We start from the raw sequence: 18,014 nt of genomic DNA on the forward strand, positions 1-18,014 counted from the left end.
TGGGAAGTGATCTAAAATTAGAGTATATGAAATAGCTAAGCAAAATAAAATATCGTCTAAGAAATTAATGACGCTTCTAAAAGAAGCAGGCATAGAAGTAAAAAGCCATATGTCTTCATTGGATGAAGACCAGGAACAAAAGCTGCAAAAACTGCTGGCAGGCAAAACACCTGAAAAAAAAGATACCCAAAATTGGGAGGAAGAAAAAAGGCGAAATATCAGGAGTGTTTTGGATAAAGAGCTGGATAAAGAAGAAAAGAACGGAAGAATCAGGTTAAAGAGTACTACCAGGCGTAAGAAACCTACTGCAGCTAAGACGGATAAATCCAAAGAGAACGGTACGCCCACTATTGAAAAGAAGCCTGTCCGACCCCAAATAAAGAAAATATTGGAGTTGCCTGATGGCATAACTGCCAAACAGCTTTCTGAGAGAATAGGTATTTCTTCCAGTGATATTGTTCAGGCTTTATTTAATTTAGGAGAAATAGTAAATATTAACCAACCACTGGATAAGGATTCGGTTGAATTGTTATCTAATGAGTATGGTTTTAAATACAGTATTATTGGTTTTGAAGAAAGACTGGATGAAGTCTATGATGATTCTGACCAGGATTTGGTAGTAAGGCCTCCCATAGTTACAGTTATGGGCCATGTTGACCATGGTAAAACTACCTTGCTGGATTCCATCAGGAATACCAAGGTGGCTACCCGGGAGGCGGGAGGCATTACCCAGGATATAGGAGCTTATCAAATAAAACATAAAGGTAAAAAAATTACTTTTATTGATACCCCTGGCCATGAAGCATTTACTACCATGAGGGCAAGGGGTGCCCAGGTAACAGATATAGCAGTAATTGTAGTGGCTGCTGATGACGGAGTCATGCCCCAGACAGTGGAAGCTATTAATCACGCCAAAGCTGCAAAAGTCCCTATTATAGTAGCTATTAATAAAATTGACCTGCCCAATGCTAACTCCAATAAAGTAAAGCAGGATCTTACGGAATATGAACTGGTACCAGAAGAATGGGGAGGCGATACCATTTGTGTAGAGCTTTCTGCAGAAAAGAAGATAAATATTGAAGAATTACTGGAAATGATCCTACTGGTGGCAGAGATGAATGAAATCAAAGGAAACCCCAATGCTGAGGGAAGCGGCATTATAATTGAATCCAGGCTGGATAAGAGCATGGGGCCGGTGGCTACAGTGATTATTAAAAGAGGAAAAATTGAAGTAGGCGACTCTTTTGTAACCGGAAGCTCTACAGGCAGGGTAAGATCTATAATTGATGAAAAAGGAAAAAGAATTAAAAAAGCCCTGTTATCCCAGCCTATAGAAATAATGGGATTTTCTACAGTGCCCCAGGCCGGGGATAAATTATTTGTGGTTAAAAATGAAAAAGTAGCAAAGGAAATAGCCAGCAGAAAAGATTATGATCTTAAGATGTCAAAGATGGCTGAAACAAAAAAGAGCATGACCCTGGAAGAGCTTTCCAGGATTTCAGAGGAAGAAGAAGTAAAGAAATTGGCCATTGTATTGAAGGCAGACTCCAACGGTTCCCTAGATGCTGTAGCCAAGGCTTTAAATAAAATAGAAGAGGAGGATATCATCATTGATATCATTCACAGAGGAGTTGGGGCCATAACTGATACCGATATAATTTTAGCGGCTGCTTCCAATTCCATAGTTATAGGTTTTGGAGTAGTTCCCACTAATAGTGCTAAGCAGGCTGCCAAAAAAGAAGATATTGAAATTAGGACTTATAATATAATATATAAATTAATAGATGATTTGAGCCTGGCTTTCAAGGGATTGTTAGAACCTAAAATAGAGATAATTGAAAAAGGCAAAGTGGAAGTAAGGGAACTTTTTAAATTACCTAAAATAGGTTCAGTAGCTGGCTGCTATGTTCTGGAAGGTGAAGCGGAAAGAGGAAATCCTGTGAGGGTAATAAGGGATGGAAAAATAATCTATGAGAGTAAAATTGGGACTATCCACCGATTTAAAGAAGATGTGAAAAAGGTATCAGCTGGATATGAATGCGGTATAAGAGTTGAAAACTTCCAGGATTTGAATAAGGGCGACATCATTGAAGTTTTTCAAGAACAAGAGGTTGAACCGTAAAGTGATAACCATGGACCGTACCAGAAAATTAGAAATTGATTTAAAAAGGGAATTAGGATTTATTATAAATAATCTCATAAAAGATCCAAGGCTTGGTTTTGTAACCATAACCGGATTAAACTTATCCCCTGATTTTCAATACCTGGATATATATATAAGTATTATGGGTAGCCCGGACGAAATACAAGAAAGTTTAAACACTCTAAAGAGAGGCTCTGGATTTATCAAAAAGAAGCTCGGCCAAAGAATTAAATTAAGAACTATACCTGCTCTGCGGTTTCAGTATGACCAGTCCATTGATAGAGGTATGAAGATTACTGAGATTCTAGAAACCCTTAAAAAAAATAACCAACTATAACAGGTAGTATTAACTTGGACACGGCTAAGGAAATAGAGTCAATTTCAAACATAATTAAAGGCCACGATCTTTTTTTAATATTTTCCCATATTTTTCCAGATGGAGACTCCCTGGGCTCCCAGGCAGCCGCTTACTGCCTGTTAAGGGAATTGGGTAAGAAGGCTTATATGGTTTGCAGCGATGAAATACCTTACCAGTATAGATATTTGCCAAATTTAGGCCAGGTTATAAAAGATTATAAAGATATCCCGCTTCCCAGCCGCCCGGTAATCTTATGTCTGGATTGTGCAGACGAAGCCAGGATGGGAATTGATTTTGAAAGTCTTAAGCAGCAGTCAAAGGTTATTGTCAATATTGATCACCATACTATAAATTCCAGGTATGGGGATATAAACTTAATAGATTCCCGAAAGTGTGCTACAGCACAGATCCTGTTTGAAATTATGGATAAAAACTTTGGCCGGCATATTAACCGTGATATTGCTATAAGTATATATACCGGCATTTTAACTGATACCGGGAAGTTTCAGTATGAGAATACTACAGCTACGGTGCATAAGATTGTAAGCAGGCTTTTGGAGTTTGATATAATACCTGCCGAAATTTTTTCCAATATTTATGAAAACGAGCCATTTAACCGCATCAAATTATTGGAGCTGGTATTTAAAAGGATTAAACTTATAAACGACCAGGGGATAATCTACTCCTATACACTTCAGGAAGATTTCAAGAAACTAGACTTACCTTTTTCTGCCCAAGACGGAATAATAGAGATACTTAGGGGCATTGAAAAAATTAAAATAGCAGCTTTAATAAAACAGGTAGAGGGTAATAGATTTAAGGTTAGCCTAAGGACTTCGCGAAAAAATTTAAATGTGGCAGAGCTGGCAGCTAGATTTGGAGGGGGAGGCCACCAAATGGCAGCAGCCTATTCCCAAGAAGGCAGTATTGAAGCTATAGTCAAAGATTTGCTAGAAAGCGTTAAAAATCATGGAAAAAATAGATTTTAGGCATAATAGCGGGCTTTTCCTGATAAAAAAACCAAGTGATGTAAGTTCATATGACATAATTAGGGAAATAAAAAAGGTTTTTTTTTAAACAAAATTGGGCATGCGGGAACACTGGATCCTTTAGCGGAGGGCTTGCTACTAGTATTAATTAATAAAGCTACCAAGCTTTCTTCCTATTTTTTGGGTTTGGATAAGGAATATAAGGCTACCATCAAGCTTGGAATAACTACTGATACCTGGGACGTGACTGGAAGAATAATAAAAGAGGCTATTCCCGCTTTTTATTCCCGGAAGGATTTAGAAGCATTATTGAAAAAATTTGAAGGGGAACAGTACCAAACTCCGCCTATGTTTTCAGCTTTGAAATATAAAGGCAGGCCTTTATATTCTTATGCCAGGGAAGGCAAGTCGGTAAAGGTTGAGAAGAAAAAAATAAATATCAGCTCTATAGATTTTTTAAACTTTAAAAACAATCAGTTAACTTTAAACATTAACTGTAGTTCTGGAACTTATATAAGATGGTTGGCGCAGGAGTTAGGCTCAAACCTGGGCTGTGGCGCAGCTTTACAGAAATTAATAAGGACCAGGATTGGGAATTTTTATTTAAAAGATTCGGTAGAAGTTAGCCAAGTCAGGGAACATGGCAAAGACAGCTTGTTAGGGATAGATAAAGCACTTAAAGGTTGTCCCCAGGTTATTATAAAACCCGAGTTTGAGTTTAAGTTTGAAGATGGCCACTGGTTAAGAGAAGCTATGCTGGTGAGACAGGATTATTTCGATCTTCATCTTAAAGAAGATAGCATGGTTATGGTTAAAGATAGTAAAAATAATTTGAGGGCAGTTTATAAGGTTTCAGCAGATTCCCAAAGAAATAAAGGTATATTAAGGCCGGTATTGATTTTAACTTAGGCAAGGAGTACAAACTTTGACAGAAATAATTGAGTTAAGCCGTATAGGACAGGATTATTTTGCTGATAAAAAAATAGCAGTAGTAATAGGGTTTTTTGACGGGCTTCATCTCGGGCATCAGCAGATCATAACCTTGTGTAAAAACGAAGCTGATAAAATCAATGGGTGCAGCCTGGTCTTTACTTTTGATAAACCTCCCCTAAATGTTATACAAGGCTCCTTACACAAGAAACTTATTATTTCTTTTGAGGAAAAATTAGAAAGAATTAGCTCTTTAGGGGTTGACTATATCATAACCCAAAATTTTAATTCCGAATTTTCAAAAATTAGTCCATTAAAATTTTGCCGAGATATCTTGGTAAATAAATTCAATCTGCTGCAAATATTTGTAGGCAAAGGTTTTAAGTTCGGCTATAAGGGTCAAGGAGATGAACAATTTCTCCAGCATTTTTTTAAACCTATGCAAATTAAGGTAAACATAATTCCTTTGCATAAGATAGAAGGAATCACAGTTTCCAGCACTAATATAAGGAAATATTACAGCCAAGGTAATATAGATAAAATAAAGCTTTTACTGGGCAGACAACCTTGTACCTCCGGGATAGTGCAAACGGGAGCAAAAAGGGGGAGACAGTTGGGGTTTCCAACCGCTAACATTTCTCTACCTGACCAGTTTATAGCACCGGGGGATGGAGTTTACCTGGGAGAGGCTGAACTAAATCTTAACCAAAAACTTCCATGTGTAATAAATATTGGCAGCAATCCAACCTTTAACAATAAGCATACTCAAATAGAGGTATTTATTATGAATTTTAATAAAAACATTTATGGTGCTAAAATAAAGATATGTTTTTTAAAAAAACTTAGAAGTGAAATCTGTTTTGAAAATGCACAGCAGCTCAAATTACAGATAGAAAAAGATATAAAAGCTGCCCGGCAGTTCTTTAAGTTAAACTAGGAGACATTTATTTTAATTGTAATAATAAAATAGTTATGATAAATTATTGAGCGATATAAATACAAAAGGAGAGGGATAAGTTGGGTTTAGAGAAAGAAAGTAAAAGTAAAATTATTGATGAATATAAGGTAAATGAAAATGATACCGGTTCATCTGAAGTTCAGGTTGCATTGTTGACCGAAAAAATTAATAAATTAAATGAACATTTAAAAATGAATAAAAAGGACCATCATTCCAGGAGAGGATTGGTAATGATGGTAGGCAAGAGAAAAAGGTTGCTAAGGTACATGCAGGATAATGAATTAGAGAGATATAAGAAGTTAATTAAAAAGCTAGGTTTAAGGAAATAGTAAATAGTAAGGAGATGTTAGGTAGTTTGGATAATAATTTTATACAAGAGGAAAAGTGTGAGTTAAAGGTTGGGGAAAGCACCATAGTATTTTCTACCGGCAAAATAGCTAAACAGGCCAACGGTGCAGTTTTAGCAAATTGTGGCGGCAATGGCGTTTTGGTTACGGCAGTTATGGGGGAGACTCCTAGAGAAGGAACTGATTTTTTTCCATTAGTAGTAGATGTGGAAGAAAGAATGTATGCTGCGGGTAAAATACCTGGAGGTTTTTTTAAGAGGGAAGGCAGATCATCAGAAAAAGCGATACTTACTGCTCGACTGGTAGACAGGCCCCTACGGCCATTATTTGATAAAAACATCAGAAATGAGATTCAGATAATAGCCACGGTTATGTCCGTGGATCAGATATTCCCCTATGATATTTTAGTATTAAATGGTGCTTCGATGGCTTTATATATATCGGATATACCTTTTTATGAGCCCATAGGAGCAGTAAGGGTAGGAAAAATAGAAGAAGAATGGATTGTAAATCCTACCTATAGCCAGCTGGAACAAAGCGAAATTGACATTGTAGTAGCAGGTACGGAAAAGGCCATAATCATGGTAGAAGCTAGTTCCAGGGAAGCAGATGAAGAAGTGGTATTAAAAGCTATAGATTTAGCCCATCAGGAAATAAAGAAAATAATAGAGCTGCAGCATTATTTTAAGGAAAAAGTAGGCAGGGAAAAAGTAGAAGTAGAAAAATTCGGTACACCTGAAGAAATAAATCAGAGAGTAAGAGAAATAAGCTATCCCAAGATTAAGTCTTTAATGGATACTATTGTAGGCTATTCAGAAAGGCCAGACAGGGAACAATTACTGGATAATACAAAAAAAGGCTTTTTCCAGGATGAACTTAAAATACTTCAGCAGCAGGTTCTGGAAGATCTCTCTGAAGAATTTCCCGAAGATACTGATTTTATTAAAACCAGCTTGAAAGAAATAGAACGGGAGCTGGTTAGGGATACAATACTAAACAGGCAGATAAGGCCTGATGGCAGAAAACCACAAGATATAAGAAGAATAACCTGTGAAGTAGGGTTATTTCCAGAAACGCATGGTTCCGGGCTTTTTACCAGGGGGAAAACCCAAGCTTTAACCATATTGGCTTTAGGGTCTATAAAAGAAGCACAAAGAATAGACAGCCTGGGCGTGGAAGAGTTTAAGAGATATATGCATCATTACAATTTCCCTCCTTTCAGTACAGGTGAAGTGTGGATGCTTAGAGGGCCCAAAAGAAGGGAAATTGGGCATGGCGCTTTGGCTGAAAGGGCATTGTTTCCCATGGTCCCCTCTGATGAAGAATTCCCTTATTCCTTAAGGCTGGTATCTGAAATATTGGAGTCAAACGGGTCTACTTCCATGGCCAGTGTATGTGGAAGCACCCTGGCTTTAATGGATGCAGGAGTTCCTATCAAGAATCCAGTTTCCGGTATAGCAATGGGGCTTATTAAAGGTGAAGATGACCAGTTTGTAGTCCTGTCTGACATACAGGGAATTGAGGATTTTTATGGGGATATGGATTTCAAGGTTGCAGGTACTGCAGAAGGCATAACTGCGCTTCAAATGGATATAAAGGTGAAAGGCATAAATCCTGAAATCTTAAGGCAGGCCTTGGAACAGGCTAAACAAGGCAGGCTTTACATACTGGAGAAAATGTTAGATACCATAGCTAAGCCCAGGGAACAACTTTCCAAAACTGCCCCCAAAATAATATCTTTTAAGATTCCTAAAGATAAAATAGGGGAAGTAATTGGTCCTGGAGGAAAAAATATAAAGATGGTAAAAGAACAGTTTGGGCTGGAAGAGATTGAAATTACCGATTCAAACGGGGAAGGTTTCGTTTCTATCGTGGGCTATGATCAGGAATCTATAGTTAATGCCAAATCAATGATTAAAACCATGCTAAAAGGTATTGAAGATATTGAAGAGGGTGAAGAGTTCTCAGGAACAGTGGTTGGTATTACCAATTATGGGGCTTTTATAAACATTATTCCCAATATTGATGGTTTGCTTCATATTTCCAAGATTGCTAATAAACGGATTGAAAATGTTGAAGATTATTTAAAGCTGGGAGATAAAATAAAGGTAAGGGTTTCCAATATAGATCCTAAAACCAAGAAAATTGGGCTGGAGCGGGCTGATCTTTAATACGCTGGTCCATAGAAGGATTTTTAGCAGGATTGAAATTTGATGATTACCATATAACAGAATTAGACAATGGGCTTAAGGTTATTAGTGAAACTATACCCCACTTTAGGTCCATTTCTTTAGGTTTATGGATATCTGCAGGTTCCCGTAATGAAAATAAGTCTAATAATGGTATAACTCATCTAATTGAACATCTATTGTTTAAGGGTACCAAGAAAAGGGGTTACAGGGATATTGCCATAGCCTTTGATTCCATTGGTGCTGAATACAATGCTTTTACCGATAAGGAAAACAGTTGTTTCTATGCCGATTTTATAGACTCCCACCTTACTGCTTGCTTGCAGCTTTTATTTGAAGTGGTATTTAGTCCTTCTTTTGAACCTTTAAATGTTGAAACTGAGAAAAAAGTAATATATGAAGAGATAAAAATGGTCGAGGACACTCCCAGTGAAAATATCTTTAACTATTTTTACCAAGATTTGTTCAAAGGCCACCCGCTCAGCTTGTCTGTATTAGGGAGATTAAAGTCTTTAAAAGCTATGGGCCAAAGAGAAATATGGGAGTATTTTAGAAAAAATTATAGCATGGATCATTGTATAATATCTGCTGCAGGCAATATTAGCCATTACCAGTTAGTACAAGAAGTCAAAAGAAATATGGCTGAACTGGAAAATGAAGAATGGCTGGAAAGCCAGGCATCGCTTAAATTTAAGCTTAACAAGGTTAAATTCAGGAATATCTATAAGGCTAGAACCAAAGCAGTACATATATGTTATGGGCAAATTGGCTGTAGCAGGATCAGCAATGACAGATACCCCCTTTCGGTCTTTACCACACTTTTTGGTGGTTCCATGAGCAGCAGGCTATTTCAAAAAATCAGGGAAGAGGAGGGCCTAAGTTATTCTATTTACTCTGCTAATTCCCAGTATACAGATACCGGTGTAGCATTGACCTATGCTGCATCTTCACCTGAAAACAGCTTAAAAATTATAGATCTAATAGAAGATGAATTAAAAAAAATCAGGCATTCAGGTTTAAATCAGGAAGAGATAACAAGAGCTAAAGAAAACCTGAAAGGCAGCATCGTCTTAAATGTGGAAGATATAAGTTCCAGGATGTTCAGAATGGGAAAGGCCTTACTGGTAGATAAAAAAGTTTTGACTATTGATGATATATTAAAGAAAATAGATAATGTTACTAATAGGCAGTTAAATGATATGGTAGATAAATATTACAATCCGGATAATATGAGCTTGGTACTGCTGGGTGATTTAAAGGAGTAATAATGGTATGAGAGTGGCAGTGTTTGGAATATGTGGAAAAATGGGAAGGGCTATAACCAGTGAATTGCTGAAAGAAAGTGATATAAAGGTAGTAGCCGGTTTTGACCGTGTATGTGCTGGCCAGGATATTGGTATTTTGCTTAAAGGGGATAAGCTGGGTGCCCGGATATATGATTCTTATTTACCTCTGGAATCAGCAGGGCTGGATGCAGTTATTGATTTTACCCGGGCTGATATCTGCGTACCTAACATTCATTGGGCCTTGGACCATGGTATTAATATAATAGTAGGGACTACAGGCATATCCAGTCATGATCTAAAGCTTATAGAAGATAAGGCAAAAAAAGGTAATAGCAAGGTGTTTATAGTTCCTAATTTTTCCATTGGAGCAGTGCTGATGATTAAGTTATCGGGCATGATTGCCCCATATTTTGATAATTGCGAGATTATAGAGATGCATCATGACCAGAAGCAAGATGCTCCTTCAGGCACCTCCATATCCACTGCAGAGAATATCTGCCGATCGAAAGAATTCAACCAACAAAGGTTAAAAAAAGGGGAAAGCGAGGATATAGAGGCCAGCAGGGGCGGTTTTGTTAAAGGATTACATGTTCACAGCGTTAGGCTGCCGGGTTTGCTGGCTCACCAGAAAGTAATCTTTGGTGCTAAAGGACAGACTTTTTCCTTAAATCATGACAGCATAGACAGAGCAGGCTTTTATCCTGGAGTAATAATGTCGCTCAGAATGTTGGAAAAGCTAGATAATTACACTTTTGGCTTAGATAAATTGATTCAATTATAAAGGTTAGGAGCTAAAATGATAGAATTTGGAGAAGTTATAACAGCGATGGTAACTCCCTTTGACCATGATCTTAAAGTTGACTTTAATTTAGCTCATAAACTAATGGAACACCTGGTAGCCAATGGCTCAGATGGTATTTTACTGTCCGGGACTACCGGTGAATCCCCAACATTAAGCGATGAAGAAAAACTAAAGCTTTTTCATTTCGGCCAGAAAAATTTTAGTTCAAAAGTTAAAATAATAGCAGGCACCGGCTCTAATGATACCAGGCATTCAGTACTGTTGTCGAAGCAGGCCGAGGATATGGGAGTAGATGCTTTGCTTATAGTGACTCCTTACTATAACAAACCATCCCAGGAAGGGCTGTACAGGCATTTTGAAGCCATAGCGTCCAGTGTTAATCTTCCAATTATAATATATAACGTACCTTCCAGGACGGGAGTAAATATAACTGCCGGCACTTGCTTAAAATTATCAGAAATAAATAATATTGCGGCGGTTAAAGAAGCCAGCGGAAACTTGGCCCAGATATCTGAAATCGCAAAGGGTGCCCGTGAAGATTTTTTAATTTATAGCGGTAATGACAGTGACACCTTACCAATTCTAAGTGTGGGGGGCTATGGGGTCATAAGTGTTGCTTCCCATTTGATGGGAAAGGAAATAAAGCAAATGATTAATGCCTATAAAAGTGCAGATGTCAAAAAAGCGAAGGCAATAAATAGCTATCTTCTGGATTTGTTTAATGCCATTTTTATCACTACAAACCCTGTACCCATTAAAGAAGCATTGAATATGATTGGACTAAAGGTAGGAGGAGTAAGATTACCTTTATGCCAAATGTCTGATAATGAAAGAAAAACATTGATAAAAATAATACAAAACTACAAAACAGTAGTTTGAGGGAGGCTGGTTAGATATTTAAATGCCAAAAAAAAGCAGTTTAAAAGTAATACCTTTAGGTGGATTAAATGAGATTGGCAAGAATTTAACGATATTTGAGAAAGATAATCAGATAATTATAGTAGATTGCGGGATTATGTTTCCGGACGAGGAAATGATGGGAATCGATTTTGTGATTCCAGACTTTACCTACATTAAAAAAAACATACAAAAAGTTAAGGCCATCATCATAACTCACGGACATGAAGATCACATAGGGGCACTTCCATTTTTATTGAAAGAGGTTAGAGCTCCTGTCTATGCTACCAAACTTACCCTGGGGTTAATTAAAATAAAATTGAACAGTGCGCAAAAACAGGTAGAATTTCATGAAATCGATCCTGATATCCCGGTAGAAATAGGACCTTTTGATGTTCATTTTTTCAGGGTGAACCACAGTATACCGGACGGAGTGGGACTGATTATAAAAACTGATATTGGAAATATCGTTCATTCTGGTGATTTTAAAATTGACCAGACTCCTATTGATGGTAGAATCACTGATTTTTTCAAAATAATTAAAGCAGGCGAGGAGGGGGTGCTGGCCTTGTTTTGCGATAGCACCAATGCCGAAGAATCAGGCTATACTTTACCGGAAAAAGATGTTGGTAAAACCCTGGTGGAAAAGTTTAACCAAGCAGATAAAAGAATAATAATTGCCACTTTTGCTTCTCATATCCACCGTATACAGCAAATCATGGATGTAGCCCAACAATTTGGCAAAAAGGTAGCCATATCCGGAAAGTCTATGCTTAAAACTATTAGGATATCTTCCGAGCTGGGCTATCTGAAAATCCCTGATAGAACTATTGTGCCTATAACTAAAATTGATGATTTACCGGTTAATGACATTGTTATTCTCTCCACAGGCAGCCAGGGTGAACCGCTGTCAGCATTAAATAAAATGGCTATGGGTGAGCATAAAAGGGTGCAAATCATGAATGGGGATATGGTAATAATTTCTGCTTCCCCCATACCTGGCAATGAAAAGGCAATATCTAATACTATAAACCGCCTTATAAAACAGGGAGCTGATGTATTTTATGAATCTATTGCCGGAGTTCATGTTTCCGGCCACGCGGCTCGAGAAGAAATAAAGATGCTGATAGGCCTGGTCAGGCCTAAGTATTTTATTCCCATACATGGTGAAGATAAGCATAAAACCCAAAATGCTAAAATTGCCATAGAGATGGGCATAAATGAGAAAAATGTAATTATGGCCCAAAATGGCTCCGTAATTAAAATGAATTCAAACTTATGCCGTATATCCAATTCTTTAAACCTAAAGACTATATATGTGGATGGAATAGGTAAGGGAAACATAGAGGATATGGTGTTAAAAGACAGGAGGCTACTATCCAGGGACGGAATAATATTAGCCCTGGCTGCGATAGATGAAAAGAATAGGAAATTGGTCAACCAACCTGAATTTGTGCTAAAAGGGGTAGTATATTTAGATAATTTTGATGATATCATGCAAGACTGTAAGGAATTGGTAACAGATGCCATACAAAGTGCTTTTGATGAAAATATAATCAATGCGGCCATGGTGGAAAGCTATGTAAATGATAGGCTGGAGAAATATATTTTTAAAAAAGTCAAAATCCGGCCTATAGTAACTACCAAAATTACTAGCATATAAAAATGACTGTAAATAAAAAAAAGTTAAAAAAGCCTAATCCCAGGCGTAATACAAAATCTAAACCAGTTAATTTGGTAAAAAGAAGAACTGAGATTTATGGCATTATTATAATTGCATTATCACTTTTACTGATTATAGGTTTGTTTGGCTTAGGATCAAGAGGAATAATAACTATTTCAGTTAATAACTTCCTATCTTACATTTTTGGGTTGGGCAAATATATAATTCCCTTCCTTCTATTATTATGGGGGATTAGTTTTTTTGTAAAAAAAATTAAATATTTGTCCCTTAGGTTTGGTTTAGGTTTTTTATTATTATTTTTATCCCTGCTGGGAATATTCAGCAGTACAGGACAACTGGAAAATATCTTTGATAAGGTTTTAATGTATTCCAGGGGAGGTATAGCCGGAGCTGGGATATTCTATGGCCTGGCAAAATTGGTAGGTCCTATAGGCTCATTAATCATATTGGCTGTATTAACTATTATAGCTCTGCTAATAATAACCAAGATTAGTTTAATAGAGGTATTTAAAAAGATTGCCAGGCTGGTAAAATTTGAAAAGCCTCCCAAGGTAGAGATTAATGTGCCTGACAACAGGCAGGAATTTAAACCAAAGCAGCCGAAACCCCAAAAAGCTGAGGAGGAAAAGCCCCCGGAAGTAATAGATTATTCAAAAACAGAAGAAAAAACAGAAGTAATAAAAGTAGATAAACGGGGACAGTTAGAAATGCCTTTGGTGGAAAGCGAGGAAGAAGATACGGATTACAGACTACCACCAGTCCATTTGCTCCAGAAATCAAAAACTGTGCACCCCAGACTTTATAAGCAAAATGTGAGGGAAAGGGCAGCTACCCTCAATCAGGTATTTAAAGATTTTAATCTGGCAGCTAAGGTTACCAGGGTAGTAAGGGGGCCATCAGTGACTTTGTATGAGCTTAGCCTGGCTCCGGGTGTTAAAGTTCAGAGGCTTCTAAGCTTGGAAGATGATTTCTGTGTTGCCATGGGATCACCTGATATAAGGTTTTTAACTCCTATTCCAGGTAAGGCAGCCATTGGCATAGAAGTTCCTAACCAGATTCGAAGTCTGGTTACCTTGGGAGATATCTATGATGAAGAAAAATTATCTGATGAACGCGCTCTGCTGGAAGTTCCTTTGGGTAAAAATTTATCTGGAGATGTAGTATCCATGGACATTAGAAGTATGCCTCATGTCTTGATAGGTGGAGCTACCAATTCCGGTAAAAGTTCTTGCATTAACAGTATTATCATTTCAATGCTGCTAAAAGTAAAACCCAGTCAGGTCAAGTTTATAATGATAGATCCCAAGATGGTGGAGTTAAATATCTATAATGGTATACCCCACCTGCTAACCCCCGTAGTAATCGAGCCCAAGAAAGCAGCTTCTGCCTTATCCTGGGCTACGGAAGAAATGGATAACCGGTTCAAAATATTATCTGAATATAATTTTAAATCACTAGAAGAATACAACAGCAGGGTTAAAAAAGAAATTATTGATGACTTAAAGCCTTTGCCCTATATAGTAATAATAATAGATGAGTTAGCAGACCTTATGATGATTTCAGCATCAGAGGTGGAGGAAAGTATTTGCCGCATCGCCCAGAAAGGAAGGGCAGTGGGAATACACCTAATAGTTGCCACACAAAAGCCTGTAGTTAAAATAATTACCGGCCTAATCCAGGGTAATATACCGGCGAGGATTGCCTTCAATGTAGCCAAGAATATAGATTCCAGGGTTATACTGGATCAAAGTGGTGCCGAGAAACTGATCGGCAAGGGGGATATGCTCTACAAATCCCCAACTTCCAGTACACCTTTAAGGCTGCAGGGAGCATTTGTCACTACAAAGGAAATTGAAACAGTTACCAATTATATAAAGAATATTAAAAAAGCAGAGTATAGCCGTGAACTGGTAGAAAAGATAAATACTCAGAAGAAAGTGGACATGGAAGAAGATGACCTGCTTTACGAAGCCCTTCAGGCAGTTGTTGATTTTGGCCATGCATCTGCTTCTCTTCTACAGAGAAAACTGAAATTAGGGTATTCTAGGGCTGCTAGAATTATTGACCAGCTGGAAGAAAAAGGCCTTATAAGCGGATATGATGGCAGTAAGCCCAGAGAGGTGCTTATAAGCAAGGAAGAACTGGAAAGGATTCTGGAAAACAGGGAGGGAATATAGTAGGTGGAATGCACCATTCTAAGCATAGGTACTGAACTAAGTTTAGGGTTGATTATAGATACAAATTCTCAATATATTGCGGATAAGCTGGCAGGCTTAGGTATAGAATGTAGCTACATACATATTGTAAGGGACAATGAGCTGGAAATAAGCAAGCTTCTTAAGCTTAGTTTAGATTTAAGTGATATTATAATAATAAATGGGGGCTTGGGTCCTACTGATGATGATGTAACCAGACAGGCAGTAGCCCGAAGCCTTAATCTTAAGCTAGCCAGGGACAAAGGCCTTGACTCTTCCAGTCTTAAATTTATACGAAGTGTTAGAACTGCAGAAATCAAGAAAAGACTGCTCAGGCAATCTTATGTACCTCAGGGGGCCATACCTTTTAAACCCAGAATAGGAAGCGCCTCAGGTTTTGGCTTAAATTATAAAGGGAAATGGATTTTTAGTATTCCGGGAGTACCTCGTGAAATGACTGATATGTTCAATGGTGATGTCATTCCTGCCCTAAAAAAAATCTTGGGCGGAAAACCTGAAAAAAATATAAGGAAAATAGTTTTGATGACTACCGATATCAGTGAAACTGAAATAGAAAGCAGGGCTAGGGATCTAATGGCAGAAGCTGCTGCAAAAAAAATTAGGATTGGAATTACTGCCAATCCAGGATTTATTAAAATAATATTGATCGGTAATGAACAACGCAGCCAGCATATGGAAAAACTGGTATCAAAATTTAAGGATAGGATAGGGTATCATGTTTATGGTTTGGATGATACTAGGATTGGATACCACTTGGCTCAAGCCATAAGAAAAAGCATTGATAAAGTTACAATCAGCACTGCTGAATCTATTACTGGCGGACTGATAGGTAGTATGATAACGGATATTGAGGGCAGTTCTGATTATTATTTGGGCGGTGTAATAGCCTATAGTAATAAAGCTAAAATAGAAAGGCTGGGAGTAGAAAAAGATTTAATTAGAAAAAAAGGCGCAGTAAGCAGTGAAGTATGCGTACAAATGGCTAAGGGAGCGATGGATAAATTTGGAAGCCATTATGGTTTAGCTGTTACTGGATATGCGGGGCCAGCTGGCGATAAGGGCCTGGTATATTGCGCGGTATGTGGTCCTGGGGACAATTGCCAGGTAACGGAGAAAAGGTTTATAGGAACCAGGGAGGATATTAAATTCAGGACAGCGCAATTTATTATCAATGAATTAAGAATAAAGGTATTGCAGGATGCCCAGAGAGGATAAAAGATTTTTTTTAGCAGTTGGCTTACCGCCGGATTTACAGAAAAGTATCTATAGAATAGGCCAAGAGTGCTTTGGAGAAAATAAAAACATAAAATTGGTACCACCGGATAATATACATATTACATTGAAATTTCTAGGTAATGTAGAAGTTGACAGGTTAATTGAAATAAACCGAATTATAGATCAGTCAATAAAAGGGATGGATTGCTTTTTAATTACCATGTCAAACTTTATAGGGGCTTTTCCTAATGCAATCAAAGCCAATGTATTGTTTATAGGGCTAAAGAAGGGTGCAGACCAGCTGAAAAATCTTTTTAAGGTCTTGGAAACAGGGTTTCAAAATGCAGGATTTAAAAAAGAAAATAAAGAATATATAGCCCATGCTACCTTGGCCAGGACCAGGCAGACCATGAATATAGCTGCCAGTATTAAAAACATAGTATTACCTGATTATCCTGCTTTTAAATGTGATAGAATTATATTGATGGAAAGCAGGCTGAATCCTGAAGGGGCAAAATATACAAAATTAAAAGAATTTTTTCTATAAACTGCTTTTTATTTAAAGTTAATAGTATTATTATGTAAATACATAAATAAATAAATATGTAGATTGGGGGATTATATATATGGACAGGGATAAAGTAATTGATAGCACATTATCACAAATAGAGAGGCAATACGGCAAAGGAACCATAATGCGTTTAGGCAACCACGGTCCTTTAGTAGCAGTACCTTCCATACCCACGGGAAGTATTGAGATAGACTTGGCTTTGGGAATTGGTGGGATTCCCAGGGGAAGGGTTACCGAAATATTTGGTCCCGAAGCCAGCGGAAAAACCACCCTGGCCCTTCATGTAATTGCTAATGCTCAAAGAGAAGGTGGAATTGCTGCTTTTATTGATGCCGAACATGCCTTGGATCCAATTTATGCTAGAAATTTAGGGGTAAATACTGAAGAATTACTTTTATCCCAGCCTGATAATGGGGAACAGGCTTTAGAGATTGCTGAAATACTTCTAAAAAGCGGGGCTTTAGATGTAATTGTTATTGACTCTGTAGCTGCCTTGGTGCCCAAGGCGGAACTTGAAGGCGAAATGGGTGACACCCAGGTAGGATTGCAGGCTAGACTTATGTCTAAGGCTTTAAGGAAGATAACAGGAGTGGTAAATAAAACTAAAACCTCTGTTGTTTTTATCAATCAACTAAGGGAGAAAATTGGAATATTATTTGGAAATCCTGAAGTTACACCAGGAGGTCGGGCATTGAAATTCTATGCTTCAGTAAGGTTGGATATTAGAAGGATTGACAGCATAAAGGATGGTACTACTGCCATTGGTAATAGAATCAGGGTAAAGGTGGTAAAAAATAAAATGGCCCCTCCCTTTAAAAGCGCTGAATTTGATCTAATGTATGGTAAAGGCATATCGAGGGAAGGTAGTATTTTGGATATGGGGGCGGAATTAGGGATAATAAACAGGAGTGGGTCCTGGTATTCATATGGAGATGAAAAGATAGGCCAGGGAAGAGAGAATGCCAAAGTATTCTTAATCCAGAATCCTAAAATTGCAGACAAGGTTGAAAAAGAAATAAGGAAAGAATGTAATTTTCCCGAAAAAGCTAATAGGGATCAGCCGGAAGAAAAAAAGGGTTAAAATTTGTTGACGTTTTGATTATAAAATATATAATAACCTAGTCAAAACATATAATAAGTTCTTTTGATAAAATAAATTTTAAATTGTTGACTTCTGTTTTTTGAATGTTATAATTTACTTCGCTTAACAAAACTGCTCTTTTAATTTTTTTGCTTCAATAAAGTTAGCAGATGTTTTTGTTGACAACGTACTTTTTATATGATATTTTTTTTCAGGCTGTTTGGAGCCTGTGTGTTCTTTGAGAACTAAATAGTGTAAGCTTTGGATATAACTTTTAATTACTTTTTGAACCAGTTAAATCTTCGGGTTTATTTGGTTTAAAATTATCTGAGAGTTTGATCCTGGCTC

General features: G+C 37.4%; 14 protein-coding genes, 1 rRNA gene and 1 pseudogene (1 of these 16 cut by a window edge). All 16 read left to right on the plus strand.

Translation table 11 applies throughout. From position 1 onward, the window contains the following. Window positions 1-16: 16 nt before the first annotated feature. Window positions 17-2,122 (plus strand): translation initiation factor IF-2, encoded by a 2,106-nt coding sequence (gene infB / locus PHN32_01790; GenBank protein MDD3776330.1) that lies wholly within the window; start codon window positions 17-19, stop codon window positions 2,120-2,122. A 10-nt stretch (window positions 2,123-2,132) separates the two neighbouring features. Continuing rightward, window positions 2,133-2,480, plus strand: a complete 348-nt coding sequence (gene rbfA / locus PHN32_01795; GenBank protein MDD3776331.1) for a 30S ribosome-binding factor RbfA — start codon at window positions 2,133-2,135, stop codon at window positions 2,478-2,480. Window positions 2,481-2,494: 14 nt separating this feature from the next. Beyond that, a complete protein-coding gene (locus PHN32_01800; GenBank protein ID MDD3776332.1) occupies window positions 2,495-3,490 on the plus strand; it encodes a bifunctional oligoribonuclease/PAP phosphatase NrnA in 996 nt (331 codons plus the stop codon). An 87-nt stretch (window positions 3,491-3,577) separates the two neighbouring features. After that, window positions 3,578-4,399, plus strand: a pseudogene (gene truB / locus PHN32_01805) (tRNA pseudouridine(55) synthase TruB). Window positions 4,400-4,415: 16 nt separating this feature from the next. Further along, window positions 4,416-5,357 (plus strand): bifunctional riboflavin kinase/FAD synthetase, encoded by a 942-nt coding sequence (locus PHN32_01810; protein MDD3776333.1) that lies wholly within the window; start codon window positions 4,416-4,418, stop codon window positions 5,355-5,357. 80 nt (window positions 5,358-5,437) lie between these two features. Then, the gene (gene rpsO / locus PHN32_01815) at window positions 5,438-5,707 is read left to right on the plus strand and encodes a 30S ribosomal protein S15 (GenBank protein MDD3776334.1); all 270 of its coding nucleotides are present in this window, start codon (window positions 5,438-5,440) and stop codon (window positions 5,705-5,707) included. 26 nt (window positions 5,708-5,733) lie between these two features. Next, window positions 5,734-7,896 carry a polyribonucleotide nucleotidyltransferase gene (locus tag PHN32_01820; protein MDD3776335.1) on the plus strand — a complete coding sequence of 721 codons (2,163 nt, stop codon included), beginning with the start codon at window positions 5,734-5,736 and terminating at the stop codon, window positions 7,894-7,896. A 32-nt stretch (window positions 7,897-7,928) separates the two neighbouring features. Beyond that, the gene (locus PHN32_01825; GenBank protein ID MDD3776336.1) at window positions 7,929-9,179 is read left to right on the plus strand and encodes a pitrilysin family protein; all 1,251 of its coding nucleotides are present in this window, start codon (window positions 7,929-7,931) and stop codon (window positions 9,177-9,179) included. A 7-nt stretch (window positions 9,180-9,186) separates the two neighbouring features. Continuing rightward, window positions 9,187-9,981, plus strand: coding sequence for a 4-hydroxy-tetrahydrodipicolinate reductase (gene dapB / locus PHN32_01830; protein MDD3776337.1), 795 nt, complete (start codon window positions 9,187-9,189; stop codon window positions 9,979-9,981). An 18-nt stretch (window positions 9,982-9,999) separates the two neighbouring features. Next, a complete protein-coding gene (dapA, locus tag PHN32_01835; GenBank protein ID MDD3776338.1) occupies window positions 10,000-10,881 on the plus strand; it encodes a 4-hydroxy-tetrahydrodipicolinate synthase in 882 nt (293 codons plus the stop codon). Window positions 10,882-10,903: 22 nt separating this feature from the next. Then, window positions 10,904-12,562: a ribonuclease J gene (locus tag PHN32_01840; GenBank protein ID MDD3776339.1), complete on the plus strand. Its 1,659-nt coding sequence runs from the start codon at window positions 10,904-10,906 to the stop codon at window positions 12,560-12,562. A gap of 2 nt (window positions 12,563-12,564) precedes the next feature. Then, on the plus strand, window positions 12,565-14,760 hold the full coding sequence (locus PHN32_01845) for a DNA translocase FtsK 4TM domain-containing protein (protein MDD3776340.1): 2,196 nt from the start codon (window positions 12,565-12,567) through the stop codon (window positions 14,758-14,760). A 3-nt stretch (window positions 14,761-14,763) separates the two neighbouring features. Then, entirely contained in the window at window positions 14,764-16,014 is a 1,251-nt protein-coding gene (locus PHN32_01850; GenBank protein MDD3776341.1) for a CinA family nicotinamide mononucleotide deamidase-related protein, read from the plus strand. Then, entirely contained in the window at window positions 15,998-16,561 is a 564-nt protein-coding gene (thpR, locus tag PHN32_01855) for an RNA 2',3'-cyclic phosphodiesterase (GenBank protein ID MDD3776342.1), read from the plus strand. The genes PHN32_01850 and thpR overlap by 17 nt, the downstream gene beginning before the upstream one ends. A 79-nt stretch (window positions 16,562-16,640) precedes the next feature. Further along, complete coding sequence (recA, locus tag PHN32_01860; GenBank protein MDD3776343.1) at window positions 16,641-17,666, plus strand: recombinase RecA; 1,026 nt, start codon at window positions 16,641-16,643, stop codon at window positions 17,664-17,666. A gap of 323 nt (window positions 17,667-17,989) precedes the next feature. Then, window positions 17,990-18,014 (plus strand): 16S ribosomal RNA (locus PHN32_01865); it runs 1,537 nt beyond the window's last position.

Source organism: Actinomycetota bacterium, from assembly GCA_028698215.1.
In the GTDB taxonomy this organism is placed as follows: domain Bacteria; phylum Actinomycetota; class Humimicrobiia; order Humimicrobiales; family Humimicrobiaceae; genus Halolacustris.